General features: G+C 40.7%; 11 protein-coding genes. 10 read left to right on the top strand and 1 reads right to left on the bottom strand.

Going from position 1 to position 13,997, the window contains the following annotated elements; translation table 11 throughout:
- Positions 1–21: 21 nt before the first annotated feature.
- The 7 genes from nrfD to IL356_RS01075 all read left to right on the top strand — a co-directional run bounded on the left by nrfD (position 22) and on the right by IL356_RS01075 (position 8,148).
- Positions 22–1,770: an NrfD/PsrC family molybdoenzyme membrane anchor subunit gene (gene nrfD / locus IL356_RS01105; RefSeq protein ID WP_121847624.1), complete on the top strand. Its 1,749-nt coding sequence runs from the start codon at positions 22–24 to the stop codon at positions 1,768–1,770.
- 2 nt (positions 1,771–1,772) lie between these two features.
- The gene (locus IL356_RS01100) at positions 1,773–2,303 is read left to right on the top strand and encodes a DUF3341 domain-containing protein (protein WP_121847625.1); all 531 of its coding nucleotides are present in this window, start codon (positions 1,773–1,775) and stop codon (positions 2,301–2,303) included.
- Between the two features lie 2 nt (positions 2,304–2,305).
- Positions 2,306–2,869: a c-type cytochrome gene (locus IL356_RS01095; protein ID WP_121847626.1), complete on the top strand. Its 564-nt coding sequence runs from the start codon at positions 2,306–2,308 to the stop codon at positions 2,867–2,869.
- A 16-nt stretch (positions 2,870–2,885) separates the two neighbouring features.
- A complete protein-coding gene (locus IL356_RS01090) occupies positions 2,886–4,220 on the top strand; it encodes a quinol:cytochrome C oxidoreductase (RefSeq protein WP_121847627.1) in 1,335 nt (444 codons plus the stop codon).
- A 34-nt stretch (positions 4,221–4,254) separates the two neighbouring features.
- Complete coding sequence (locus IL356_RS01085) at positions 4,255–5,340, top strand: cytochrome c oxidase subunit II (protein WP_121847628.1); 1,086 nt, start codon at positions 4,255–4,257, stop codon at positions 5,338–5,340.
- Between the two features lie 59 nt (positions 5,341–5,399).
- Positions 5,400–7,229 (top strand): cytochrome c oxidase subunit I, encoded by a 1,830-nt coding sequence (locus tag IL356_RS01080; RefSeq protein WP_121847629.1) that lies wholly within the window; start codon positions 5,400–5,402, stop codon positions 7,227–7,229.
- Positions 7,230–7,326: 97 nt separating this feature from the next.
- Positions 7,327–8,148 (top strand): GIN domain-containing protein, encoded by an 822-nt coding sequence (locus IL356_RS01075; RefSeq protein ID WP_121847630.1) that lies wholly within the window; start codon positions 7,327–7,329, stop codon positions 8,146–8,148.
- Here the strand turns inward: IL356_RS01075 and IL356_RS01070 are convergent, their stop codons facing one another.
- Positions 8,149–10,413 (bottom strand): acyl-CoA dehydrogenase family protein, encoded by a 2,265-nt coding sequence (locus IL356_RS01070; RefSeq protein ID WP_121847631.1) that lies wholly within the window; start codon positions 10,411–10,413, stop codon positions 8,149–8,151. It abuts the gene before it with no gap.
- 139 nt (positions 10,414–10,552) lie between these two features.
- On the opposite strand from IL356_RS01070, the gene ruvB reads away from it, so the two are divergent.
- From ruvB to queG, 3 genes are read left to right on the top strand one after another with little or no spacing between them, the layout of a single operon-like run.
- Positions 10,553–11,575, top strand: coding sequence for a Holliday junction branch migration DNA helicase RuvB (ruvB, locus tag IL356_RS01065; protein ID WP_121847632.1), 1,023 nt, complete (start codon positions 10,553–10,555; stop codon positions 11,573–11,575).
- 15 nt (positions 11,576–11,590) lie between these two features.
- Positions 11,591–12,922, top strand: coding sequence for a cytochrome P450 (locus IL356_RS01060; RefSeq protein WP_121847633.1), 1,332 nt, complete (start codon positions 11,591–11,593; stop codon positions 12,920–12,922).
- Positions 12,923–12,974: 52 nt separating this feature from the next.
- The gene (gene queG / locus IL356_RS01055) at positions 12,975–13,898 is read left to right on the top strand and encodes a tRNA epoxyqueuosine(34) reductase QueG (RefSeq protein WP_121847634.1); all 924 of its coding nucleotides are present in this window, start codon (positions 12,975–12,977) and stop codon (positions 13,896–13,898) included.
- Positions 13,899–13,997 lie beyond the last annotated feature (99 nt).

Raw genomic sequence — 13,997 nt, 5'->3', positions numbered from 1 at the left:
AAACAACTATAACAGAATTATATGGCGTCTCATTACGAAGCACCTATACGAAAGCCCCTAGTAATAGGGGATAAAGGTTACCACGATGTAAGTGTGGATATTGCCGCTCCTGTAGAAGGAAGGGCCAATAAACACTGGTGGATTGTTTTTTCCATATCCTTGGTGGCTTTTCTTTGGGGTATCGGTTGCATTATCTATACGATTTCTACGGGTATCGGTACTTGGGGTCTGAACAAGACCGTTAACTGGGCCTGGGACATCACCAACTTCGTTTGGTGGGTAGGTATTGGTCACGCAGGTACATTGATTTCGGCGGTATTGTTATTGTTCCGTCAAAAATGGAGAATGGCCATTAACCGTTCGGCTGAGGCGATGACTATCTTCTCGGTGGTTCAGGCCGGACTTTTTCCGATTATTCACATGGGTAGACCATGGTTGGCGTATTGGGTACTGCCGATTCCGAACCAGTTCGGGTCTTTATGGGTGAACTTTAACTCACCTCTTCTTTGGGATGTTTTTGCGATTTCAACTTATTTATCGGTTTCATTGGTTTTCTGGTGGACAGGTTTGTTGCCTGACTTTGCAATGATCCGTGATAGGGCGGTGCTTCCTTTTCAAAAGAAGATATATAGTCTTTTAAGTTTTGGATGGAGCGGTCGTGCGAAAGACTGGCAGCGCTTTGAGGAAGTTTCTTTGGTTTTGGCCGGTTTGGCAACACCTTTGGTACTTTCGGTTCACACCATTGTATCTTTTGACTTTGCTACTTCGGTAATACCAGGTTGGCATACCACGATATTCCCTCCTTACTTTGTTGCTGGGGCTATTTTCTCTGGTTTTGCCATGGTGAACACTCTTTTGATTATCATGAGAAAAGTGTGTAGTCTAGAGGCCTATATTACAGTGCAGCATATTGAATTGATGAATATCGTGATTATGATTACGGGTTCTATCGTTGGGTGTGCATACATCACAGAGCTTTTCGTAGCATGGTATTCTGGTGTTGAGTACGAACAATATGCTTTCTTGAACAGAGCTACCGGACCTTACTGGTGGGCATACTGGTCAATGATGACTTGTAACGTTTTCTCTCCGCAGTTTATGTGGTTCAAGAAATTAAGAACTAGCATCATGTTCTCTTTCTTTATTTCGATTGTAGTGAACATAGGTATGTGGTTCGAACGATTTGTAATTATTGTTACTTCGTTGCATAGAGATTATCTTCCTTCTTCTTGGACGATGTTCTCGCCGACCTTTGTCGATATAGGAATCTTTATAGGAACTATCGGTTTCTTCTTTGTGCTCTTCCTTCTGTACTCACGTACATTCCCAGTAATTGCTCAGGCAGAGGTTAAGTCGATTTTAAAGTCTTCCGGTGACCGATACAAGAAGTTGCGTGATGCTGGAAAGCCTTTGTATAAGATTGAAAGAATGCAGCCTGTTGCTACAAAGCAAGAAAAAGTGACCGATGATGTATTGATGGGTGAGCCTGCACCGACTGTAGGTGATAAAACAGGAGTGAATGATTTGTTAAGTTCTATCGGAACTTTTGATCCGGCAACTCAAACACCTGATGATTTGAAGCAGATTAAGGGTATTGGTCCTCAAATGGAAGCTACCTTGAACGAAATAGGTATTTATACTTTTGCCCAAGTGGGTAGAATGACTGAAAGGGAATATGACCTTTTAGATTCTATTACCGGTTCCTTTCCAGGACGGGCACAACGTGACGATTGGGCCGGTCAGGCAATTTTATTAAACAATAAGAAATAGCTATGGCATCTAAAACAATACATGCATATTACAATGATGATGATGTCTTGATGCATGCGGTGAAGAAAGTAAAAGCCGCGAAACATCACATCGAAGAGGTTTATTGTCCTTTTCCCGTACACGGTTTAGATAAGGCCATGGGCTTGGCTCCGACACGTATTGCTATTACTTCTTTTATGTATGGCTGCGTAGGTCTAACGGTTGCTATTACGATGATGAACTTTATCATGATAGAAGATTGGCCGCAGGATATCGGAGGGAAACCAAGTTTTAGTTTTCTTGAGAACATGCCGGCTTTTGTCCCGATTATGTTCGAGCTTACCGTATTTTTTGCAGCGCACTTGATGGTAATCACTTTTTATATGAGAAGTAGATTATGGCCATTTAAGAAAGCGGAAAACCCCGATGTTAGAACTACCGATGACCATTTTCTAATGGAAATCGATGTTCACGGTGATGAAAAAGAACTTACCGAATTGTTGATGGATACAGGTGCGGTTGAGATTAATGTAATGGAAAAAAACAGTCATTAAATATGAACAGTTTTAGTAAAATATCGATTGTCTTTGCTAGCATGTTTTTGTTGGTTTCCTGTTGGGGAGACAAACAAGAACCGAATTATCAATACATGCCCAACATGTATGAGGCGGCAGGTTATGAAGCTTATAGTGAAGTAGATTTTCTTCCTAATGGGCAAGAAGCCATGGTGCCACCTGATCATACTGTTCCGAGAGGTTGGTTGCCTTATCCTTACGAAAATACTATCGAGGGCAAAGAGATGGCTCGTGTGATGAAAAGTCCGTTAGATTCTTTGAACAGCGAAAAGAACTTGGCAGAGGGTGCTCAGTTATATACCATTTATTGTGCGATATGTCACGGGGATAAGGGTGACGGTCAAGGTACTTTGGTAAAAAGAGAAAAGATTTTAGGTGTGCCAAGCTATGCAGATGCCGCAAGAAATGTTACAGTGGGTACTGCCATGCATACCATTCAATACGGTCTGAATTCAATGGGCTCATATGCCTCGCAAATGAATACCGAAGAAATGTGGCAGGTGTCGGAGTACGTGATGACATTGAAACAAGATTTAACGAAATAATACCTAGAGAGACGATATGTACACGGTTTCAAACAAATTAAAAATAGGTTCCTTTATTTTAATGGCGGTAGGTCTTTTAGGTATCGCAATTGGTTTTATTGGTGCGCCTGGAACTGTTGAGGAAGCAAAGGCCATTGTAGCCAGTCATGACGATGGTCATGGTGGAGGGCATGGTGCTGCTGACGCACACGCCCCAGCCGCAGGTCACGGTGATGCTGCAGATGCGCACGGTGAGGCACACGACGCTTCACATGACGAACACTTATTGCACCAATTGCAAAACAAGCCTTGGGCTGCCCTTTATGTGGGAGCTTTCTTTTTCTTTATGATTTCATTGGGGGTCTTGGCTTTTTATGCCATTCAACGTGCTGCACAAGCTGGTTGGTCGCCCCTTCTTTTCAGGGTAATGGAAGGTATTACCTCTTATCTTGTTCCTGGTGGAATCATTGTTTTTGTAATATTGGTTTTGTCGGTCATGCATATGAACCACCTATTTGTTTGGATGGATGCCGATGTGGTAGCCCACGACGAGTTGATTCAAGGTAAGGTAGGTTATTTGAACCCAACATTCTTCTTGATAAGAGCGGCTATATTTCTAGGAGGCTGGATTTTTTATAGAGAATATTCAAGAAAACTATCCTTGAGACAAGATGAATCAGATGACAATTCAAACTTTAAGTTGAACTTTAGATGGTCTGCCGGTTTCTTGGTATTCTATTTGGTATCTGAGTCTATGATGTCTTGGGATTGGATTATGAGTGTTGATCCTCACTGGTTCAGTACACTTTTTGGCTGGTATGTATTTGCTAGTATGTTGGTTTCGGGAATTACCGTTATTGCAATGGTAACCATTTACTTGAAATCAAAAGGCCTTTTACCTGATGTTAACAACAGCCACATTCACGATTTGGCAAAATTCATGTTCGGTATCAGTATTTTCTGGACGTACCTTTGGTTCTCTCAATTTATGTTGATATGGTATTCAAACATACCTGAAGAGGTGACCTACTACGTAACTCGTATCGAAGACTTTAGATTGCCTTTCTTTGGCATGGTAGCAATGAACTTCTTGTTTCCTGTTTTATTATTGATGAACAGTGATTATAAACGAATCAATTGGTTTGTAGTCTTAGCTGGAATCGTAATTCTTTCAGGTCACTATTTAGATATTTTCAATATGATTATGCCGGCAACGGTGGGTGATCAATGGTCGATTGGTATTCCTGAGATTGGGGCTGTACTTTTCTTCGCAGGTTTGTTCATCTTTTGGGTGTTCAAGGCATTGGCAACAGTTCCTTTACAGCCTAAGAGAAACCCTTTTATCGAAGAGAGCAGACATTTTCATTATTAGAGAGTAATTTTAACGAATAATAGTAGAGCATACGATGACTACAGTATTGATTTTAGCGGTTTTGGTATTAGTGGCAATTGCTATCTGGCAAATGACCAAGATATTTGAATTGTCACAGTTGAAGGCTGAAACCTCGCAAATTGCTAACGATTCAGATAACAAGACCAATGGTTATCTATTGTTCGCTTTCTTGATCTTCATTTACGGTATTACCATATTCAGTTTTTGGAAATATTCTAAGTTTTTGTTGCCAGAAGCAGCTTCCGGACACGGTGAAGATTATGATTACTTGATGTTGATTTCGTTTGTAATCATTTTTATAGTTCAAACCTTAACTCAAGCCTTATTGCACTATTTTGGTTACAAGTATCGTGGTGAAGAAGGTAAAAAAGCTTTATTCTATGCCGATAATGACCGTTTAGAGTTCATCTGGACCATTATTCCGGTAATTGTTTTGGCAGGTTTGATTTTATGGGGTCTTTACACGTGGACGACAATTATGGATGTGAATGATGAAGATGACCCAATCGTTGTAGAGCTTTATGCTCAACAGTTTAATTGGACAGCGCGTTATGCAGGCGAGGATAATGTTTTGGGTGATGCCAACGTGAGAATGATCGATATAAATAAAGCCAATATATTAGGTCTTGATGAATCAGATTCTTATGCGGCCGATGATATCGTTGTGAAAGAGCTTCATCTTCCTGTTGGCAGAAAAGTGAATTTCAAAATGAGATCACAAGATGTTTTGCACTCAGCCTATATGCCTCACTTTAGGGCGCAGATGAACTGTGTTCCTGGTATGATTACCGAATTCTCTTTTACACCCATTTATACTACATCAGAAATGCGTCAGAATGCTGATGTTAGAGATAAGGTTAAGAGAACAAATGAGATCAGAGCGGAGAGGGCGGCTAACGGTGAAGAGAACTCGGATCCTTGGCAGTTCGATTATATTTTGCTCTGCAACAAAATATGTGGTAAATCTCATTACAACATGCAAATGAAGATTATAGTTGAAACTCAAGAAGAATATGATTCTTGGTTGGCTGAGCAAGGTACATTTGCAGAAACAGTTTTAAAACAAGATAGTTCTGAGACTGCAATGAACATGCAGTAGAATTGAGGTGAAGTTGGTATAGTTGAAGCTATAAAAGAAAATTATAAAATTAAGATTTTATGTCCGTTACAGCACATGCACACGTAGATGACCATGCACATGATGACCATGGGCACCATCACAAAGAGACTTTTGTAACCAAGTACATATTCAGTCAAGACCATAAGATGATTGCCAAGCAATACTTTATAACAGGGGTATTGATTATGGGCTTCTTAGGTATAGCGATGTCATTGCTTTTCCGTATGCAATTGGCGTGGCCAGGTGAGTCGTTTGCTATTTTTGAAGCTGTTCTAGGTAAATGGGCTCCTGAAGGGGTCATGGATGCTGATATCTATTTGGCATTGGTAACCATTCATGGTACATTGATGGTTTTCTTTGTATTGACGCAAGGGTTAAGTGGTACGTTCAGTAACCTTTTGATTCCTTTGCAAATTGGCGCGCGTGATATGGCATCCGGATTCATGAACATGCTTTCTTTCTGGATGTTCTTTGTCTCTTGTGTGGTCATGGTTGCTTCCCTATTTATTGAAGCAGGACCCGCGGCGGCAGGATGGACCATTTATCCGCCGTTAAGTGCCCTACCGATGGCGCAGCCAGGTTCTGGTTTGGGTATGACGTTATGGTTGGTTTCAATGGCTATTTTTATCGCATCATCCTTATTAGGGTCTCTTAACTATGTAGTTACAGTAATTAATCTACGTACCAAAGGTATGTCTATGACAAGGCTTCCTTTGACTATTTGGGCATTCTTTGTAACCGCAATTATCGGTATCATTTCGTTCCCTGTTCTTTTATCAGCTGCTTTATTGCTGATTATGGATAGAAGTTTCGGTACCTCATTTTTCTTAAGTGATATTTTTATCCAAGGTGAGGTATTGCACTATCAAGGTGGTTCACCAGTATTATTCGAACACTTGTTTTGGTTCTTGGGTCACCCTGAAGTATATATCGTTTTGCTTCCTGCATTGGGTATTACTTCAGAAATCATGTCGACCAATGCGCGCAAGCCAATCTTTGGTTACCGTGCAATGATTGCATCCATTTTAGCTATCGCATTTCTTTCAACCATAGTATGGGGGCACCATATGTTCATCTCAGGAATGAATCCATTCCTAGGTTCGGTATTTACATTTACCACATTATTGATTGCGATTCCTTCCGCAGTTAAAGCATTTAACTACATTACTACGCTTTGGAAAGGTAACTTGCAGTTGAACCCAGCCATGTTATTTTCAATTGGTTTGGTGTCAACCTTCATTACAGGTGGTCTAACGGGAATTATATTAGGTGATAGTACATTGGATATCAATGTTCATGATACTTATTTCGTAGTGGCCCACTTTCACCTGGTAATGGGTATATCTGCACTTTACGGAATGTTCGCAGGGGTGTATCACTGGTTCCCTAAAATGTTCGAAGGCAAAATGATGAACAAGAATCTAGGTTATGTGCATTTTTGGGTTACCGCGATTTGTGCCTATGGGGTATTCTTCCCAATGCACTTCGTTGGTATGGCCGGTGTTCCTAGAAGATACTACCAGAATACGGCGTTCCCAATGTTTGATGAATTGACGGACGTACAAGTTCTTATGACGGTTTTCGCGCTTATTGCGGGTCTAGCTCAGTTAGTATTTGTATACAACTTTATCAGCAGTGTTTTCTACGGAAAAGTCGGACCGCAAAACCCATGGAAATCGAATACTTTGGAATGGACAACAGGAACCAAGCACATACACGGTAACTGGGAAGGCGCTATACCAGAAGTACACAGATGGGCTTACGACTACAGCAAAGTAGACGAGAACGGAGAATATATTATACCAGGACAAGATTTTGTTCCGCAAACGGTACCCCTTCAGAAAGATGAAGAGGAACTACAGCACTAGAAATAGGCTAACTCAAATAAAAATGCCCGGCTATTATAGTTGGGTATTTTTTTTGATATATTAGATAGTAACTCCTATTGGGTATAAAATTTTACATATGAGATATTTTATCTTGCTATTGACTTTATTGGTTGTAGGCCAGATTTCGGCACAGAGAAAACCAAAAATAAAGGGCAATAAAAACGTTGTTGATGTACAGGAAACCTTACCTGCTTTTAGTGCAATTGAATTGAATGACGACTTGGAAATTCATCTACAGTATAGTTCTGAAGAAGGATATGAGATTACCGCGGATGATAACTTAATCGACGTTTTGAAATTCAGGGTGGAAGATAGCACATTGGTCATTAGTTCGTTTTACAATATCACCGGGAAAAAGAAACTGGATATCACCATTCAATACAATTACGTAAACGCCATTACAGTGAATGACGGAAAAATTATTCTGGATGGCGTACTCAATTCAAATGAGCTATATGTGAATACTTTTGGGTCTTCGAAAATTGAACTTACGGCCGATTCGCAATTAATAAATGTGAATATGGAGGGTAGCAGCTCCGGTGAATTTAGTCTTACCGGTGGTGAAATGAGTTTTGTACTAAAAGATAAGTCCGACGCCCGTATATATACGGTAAGTGATTTGAACAATGTGAAGATGTATAAGAATGCCGGTGCCAAAATGGAGGGTACTGCCAACGAGCTTTTTGCAGATTTGATGGAAAATTCTAGTCTAAAAGGAGAGAGGTTGGAAGCTGAGAAAGTTTTTCTCAATCTACAACATTCCTCCTCTGCCGAAGTCAACGCCATTAATTCTTTGGAATTGACTTCAAATGGTTCGTCAAAAACCCATTTGTACGGCTCACCAGCAATAACTATTCTAGAGTTTGCCGATACATCTGAATTACATAAGGAGAAATAGTTAATGTGCTATCGGAGCCGTTAAACAATGCTCTGGAATTCCGAAGCCGTCGACCAACGAACCGATATGGGGTCGTAGCTCTGTGCAGAGGCGTTCAACCCTTTGGCGTATGGCCTTTGATTTAGTGCTTCCGATATAGCCCTGTTCCAAGTACCATTCCGCATCCTTTCTTATTTCATGCAGGGCAAAAAGGGTACCTTGCTTGAAAAGCAAAGCTTTGTTCTTGTCTTCTGAAAGCTGCTCTATCTTTCCAATAAAGGTATTGTACGCCAATTCGGTACTGTACGCCTTGCCTAAAGTAAGCAAATGGGTCTGTACTTTTAAGAATGCTTGATATGATGGCATACCTTGTTTGATATAGTTTCGTATGCGCATAGCCAAGGTGTAGGTGAGGCGTCTTGTTCTATAGTTGAAGGCGTGCTTATGAAATTTGATATTGTAAAGGTGCTCTTTATCGACTTTGTTGGAATATACCGGATTGATGGTTGTAAGTGTGTTATTGAGTTGCATACCCAATATTTTCAATACTGAAGTAAAGCCTGCACTATTGAACTCCGCTTTAAAATCACTTAGAACGCCCTTGGCCGCCAAAAGAAGTAAAACGGTGTTATCTCCCTCAAATGTGGTAAAAATGTCTACATCTCCCTTTAAATCGGCAATTCGGTTCTCTAGCAAATAACCTTTGCCCCCGCACGCTTCGCGACACTCTTGAATACTATTATTGGCATACCAAGTGATGATAGATTTGAGCCCAGCCACTTGGGTTTCAATAACCCGCTTGTCGGGTTGTTTTTCATCACAATAAGACTCCATCATTTGGTCTAATGCAAAGTGATAAACATAGGCACTCGCGACCAACGGTGTCAATCTTAATTGATGGGAAGGATAGTCAATCAACAAATCTTCCTGAACCTTAATGCTATCATTGAATTGGCGACGTTTTAGAGCATGTTTGACGGCTACGGTCAAAGCAAACTTGGCACCGGCCAGCCCGGCTCTAGCCACACAAATACGTCCACCGACCAAAGTACCCAACATGGTAAAAAAGCGTTTGTTGGCATTTTTTATTTCAGAGCGGTACTTTCCGTCATCTGTAATTTCCCCATATTTATTTAGCAGATTTTTTCTTGGTACGGCAACTTGATCAAACCATATTTTTCCGTTGTCGACACCGTTTAAGCCCAGCTTATAGCCATTATCCTTAACGGTAACTCCGGGCAACAGTTCATGGTTCTCATCCCGTAACGGAACCAATATGGCATGAACACCCTCATTTTTTCCGTTAACGATCAGTTGGGCAAACACCGATGCCATTTTAGAATGAAGTGCATTGCCGATGTACTCTTTGTTGTCATTCTTACCGGGGGTGTGAATGATAATCTGGTCGGTGGCCTTATCGTAAGTGGCCGTGGTCTTTATTCCCCTGACATTAGACCCATGACCCGTCTCGGTCATGGCAAAACACCCTAACAGTGATGTTTTACCTGTGTCTGTCAAATATTTGTCATGATGCTCTTTAGTGCCCAATTTTTGAATACTGCCACCAAACAGGCCGAATTGCACCCCGAATTTTATGGTAAGACTACCGTCAACGTACATCATGTTCTCAAACATGTGGGCATAACCCTCCATATCATTGTTTCCGCCGTAAGCTTCGGGATAGGCCATTGCCCCATATCCTTTACCGGCCAAGAATTTTACTTGATCTAGTACAATGTTTCTAAAGTCTTCTTTGTCTCGGTGAATGTCCCACTTGAAAATGGAATGGTTCAGAGTTTCCCTAAAGGCATCGATTAGATTGGCATGTTTGCCTTTTAGTATTTGGTCTAGTTCTTTTGGATTATAGTAAGTAGAGGTAGACGCATGTTTGACCTCTACATCGAACAAGTGATTGTAATGATTGGGTTGAATTCCTAAATTGATTTCGATGTGTTTCAGACTTTCATTAAAATCCACCGGGCCGTGGTAATGAGAAGCAACCCTATTGCTAAACGAAGTCAACGGGTAGGTTTCACTTTCAATCAGTCGTTCGTTTGAATTACTGATAGTGTGTTTCCATTGTTTCATCTCGCTATCTCGTGGTGGTTTATCTGGATTGAGCCAGGACAATAGAGTGTCTTTCTCTTCTCTTGAAAGTGTTTGGTCTTTTTCGATGGTGTTCTGAACTACATTTATTTCAGAAATGGTAACCAAGTCATCTGACCAGATTACATAAAAAAACGGAATGTACTGAAGTAGCTGTTGCGTAAAAGTCATTGTTTGCATGAAATGAATTTACAATTTTTTCTGACTTTATGAGGATATGATTTTTTCGATTGATAGCTATTTGAAGGTTGTAGATTTGACTGATATCGAATATTGAGACTATTTACTTGTGGCTGCTTTACCTTATATTTGTTATCGTATGAATGAATATCTAGACCCCACCGGCGAGCATTTTTCTTCTGAGGAAATTGATATTGAAAAGGCACTTAGGCCGGTAACGTTTGACGACTTTACAGGTCAGCAGCAGGTATTGGAAAATCTTAAGATTTTTGTACAGGCGGCCAACCAAAGGGATGAAGCCTTAGACCATACGCTATTTCATGGCCCTCCGGGTTTGGGTAAAACTACCTTGGCCCATATTCTGGCCAATGAATTGGGTGTAGGTATAAAGGTTACTTCGGGCCCCGTTCTCGATAAACCAGGTGATTTGGCAGGTCTACTTACCAATCTTGACGAAAGAGATGTTCTTTTTATAGATGAGATTCATAGGTTGAGCCCCATTGTTGAAGAATATTTATACTCGGCGATGGAAGATTATAAGATTGATATTATGATCGAAACAGGCCCAAATGCACGTACCGTGCAGATTAACCTCAATCCGTTTACATTGATTGGGGCCACTACACGTTCGGGTTTGCTCACGGCACCCATGCGTGCCAGGTTTGGCATCTCTAGCCGATTACAGTATTATGATACAGAGCTTCTTTCGACCATAGTACAGCGTAGTGCCGATATTCTTCGAGTTCCTATCAGTACCGAGGCATCCATTGAAATAGCGGGTCGCAGCCGTGGTACTCCCAGAATTTGTAATGCCCTTTTAAGAAGGGTTCGCGATTTTGCTCAGATAAAGGGTAACGGAACTATTGATATAGAGATTTCAAAGTTTGGATTAAAAGCTTTGAACGTTGATGCTCACGGCCTCGATGAAATGGATAATAAGATACTTTCTACCATTATTGACAAGTTTAAAGGGGGCCCTGTCGGTATTACAACACTGGCCACTGCGGTTTCAGAGAGCGCCGAAACGATTGAAGAGGTTTATGAACCATTTTTGATTCAGCAAGGTTTCATCATGCGTACACCACGAGGTAGAGAAGTGACCGAATTGGCATATAAGCACTTGGGAAAAACTAAGCCAGGTACCCAGCAAGGATTGTTTTAGAATGATGGTTTTTTTATGAAGAAGAGTGATGACTTGGTGACTATTTCCCAGGTTGAAGTTTTCAAAAACCGAAAACGGATACTTAAAAACCCTTTACCCTTTCATCAAGAAAACTTCGAAAAATTCGGTGATACCTTCAAAGTAAATATTGGCATAGGCGGTAGAGTCGTGTTTACGCGTGATGCGGAAACTATCAAATACATTCTCCAAAAAAACCACAAGAATTATTACAAGTCTTCTTTACAGACCAAAGATTTGGCCAAATACATCGGTAACGGTCTACTGACTTCGAATGGTGATTTCTGGCGTGCCCATCGTAGAATGGTCCAGCCGGCTTTTCATAAAAGAAAGTTGCAGGGTCTATTGTCAATTATGCTTTCAAGTATAGAGCAAGAACTTGAAAGATTAAACCAAGCTGATACTATTGACATATTTCCCATTATGGGTGATATAGCTTTTCAAGTGGTTGCGCAGTCTTTATTCAGCGCCGACAATCTGCGAAAGCGAATGCGCAAGTTGCAGCATATCACGGAAACCAACCAAGAAATGTTGATCAAAGAAATGAGGCAACCCTACCTTAAATGGTGGTTTCAACTTTCCGGAAAAACAAATCGGCATTTGGCCAAGGCTGAAGAAGCTAGAAATCTCTTGAACGAGATTATCGAAGAGCGGGTCGATTTGGCCGAAGAAAAAGATGACCTTCTTGATATGCTGTTGAAAGCAAGGTATGAAGATGGTTCGCCCATGTCTAGAAGACAATTGATAGATGAAGTTTTGATCCTGTTTACTGCAGGCCATGAAACAACGGCAAATGCACTGAGTTTCACCCTGTTTTTATTGGCAAAACACCCTCAATGGCAAGAAGATATTTTTGATGAAATAAAAGAGTTGAATTTTTCAGAGGATATCATGTCGGCCATAGGGCAGGCTCAATTGGTCAAAAACTGTATTGAAGAAGCAATGCGCTTGTATCCTCCTGTGTATGTCATAGACCGGGTAAGTTTAGGAGATGATACCATTAAAAACAGAAGTTTTGAAAAGGGAACCGTTTGGTTGATGAGTATGTACGAGTTGCACAGAAGTAAGAAGTTTTGGCGTGAACCCGAAGCTTTTGATCCTACCCGATTTAATGAGTTGAATAGTAAGGATTATAGTGATTTCTATTATCCTTTTGGGGCAGGGCCGAGAATGTGTGTCGGTAATAATTTTGCCATGTTCGAAATGATTATGGTAATTAGTACGATTCTTAAAGATTATAGAGTGAGCGCTGCTTCCGAGAAAGTAGAAATAAATCCACTTATTTCCCTTAAACCTCAAAACGTTTTTCTTAAACTTGAAAAGAGGTAAGCTCCTAACTTGGTTCAAATACGATTAACCTCTCGGTAAACCATCCATTATTGTGTACAACAAATCTCGCTATAGTGAACTCATAAAACAAGAAGCTGCGCGATTAGGCTTTTTGTCCTGTGGTATTTCCAAGGCCGAGTTTCTTGAAGCGGAAGCCCCTCGATTAGAGAAGTGGCTCAACAACCAAATGCATGGCGAGATGGGGTATATGGCAAATCATTTTGATAAGCGGCTAGACCCACGTTTACTGGTAGATGGGGCGAAGTCGGTCATATCTTTACTCCTAAATTATTATCCTGAAGAGGAGCAGAAATCCAGCACATATAAAATTTCGAAGTACGCCTATGGCCAAGATTACCATCATGTAATCAAGAGCAAGCTGCGAGAACTGCATAATTTTATCGTGGAGGAAATAGGAGAAGTAAACGGTCGTGCCTTTGTCGACTCGGCGCCTGTTCTTGATAAGGCTTGGGCGGCAAAAAGTGGTTTGGGGTGGATTGGGAAAAACAGTAATCTATTGACCCAACAAGTAGGCTCTTTCTACTTTATTGCCGAATTGATTGTCGACTTAGAACTTGATTATGATACACCCGTCACCGACCATTGTGGTACCTGTACGGCCTGTATCGATGCCTGTCCGACCAATGCCATAGTAGAACCTTATGTGGTAGACGGTAGTAAATGTATTTCTTACTTTACCATAGAGCTAAAAAATGAAATTCCAGATGAATTTCAGGGCAAGTTTGATGATTGGGCTTTTGGTTGTGATTTGTGCCAAGATGTTTGCCCTTGGAACCGATTCTCAAAACCTCATAGAGAGCTGCTCTTCGACCCGCATCCTGACCTGTTGAACATGTCAAAAAAAGATTGGGAGGAAATGACCGAAGATGTTTTCAAAAAGGTATTCAAAAAGTCAGCGGTTAAGAGAACAAAATTTTCAGGATTAAAAAGAAATATTGATTTTTTAAAAAAATAAAAGCCCTGATTGTAGGCTTACATCAGGTGGAAAAACTGGCTCTATTGATGATTTTTTGACCTTTTAGATAGCCTTTTAAAAACTTTTTTCATCCTCTAA

Source organism: Euzebyella marina (assembly GCF_014855515.1).
In the GTDB taxonomy this organism is placed as follows: Bacteria; Bacteroidota; Bacteroidia; order Flavobacteriales; family Flavobacteriaceae; genus Euzebyella; species Euzebyella marina.
Note: the sequence above shows the minus strand (reverse complement) of the source record. Positions and strands in the feature narration are given on the sequence as shown.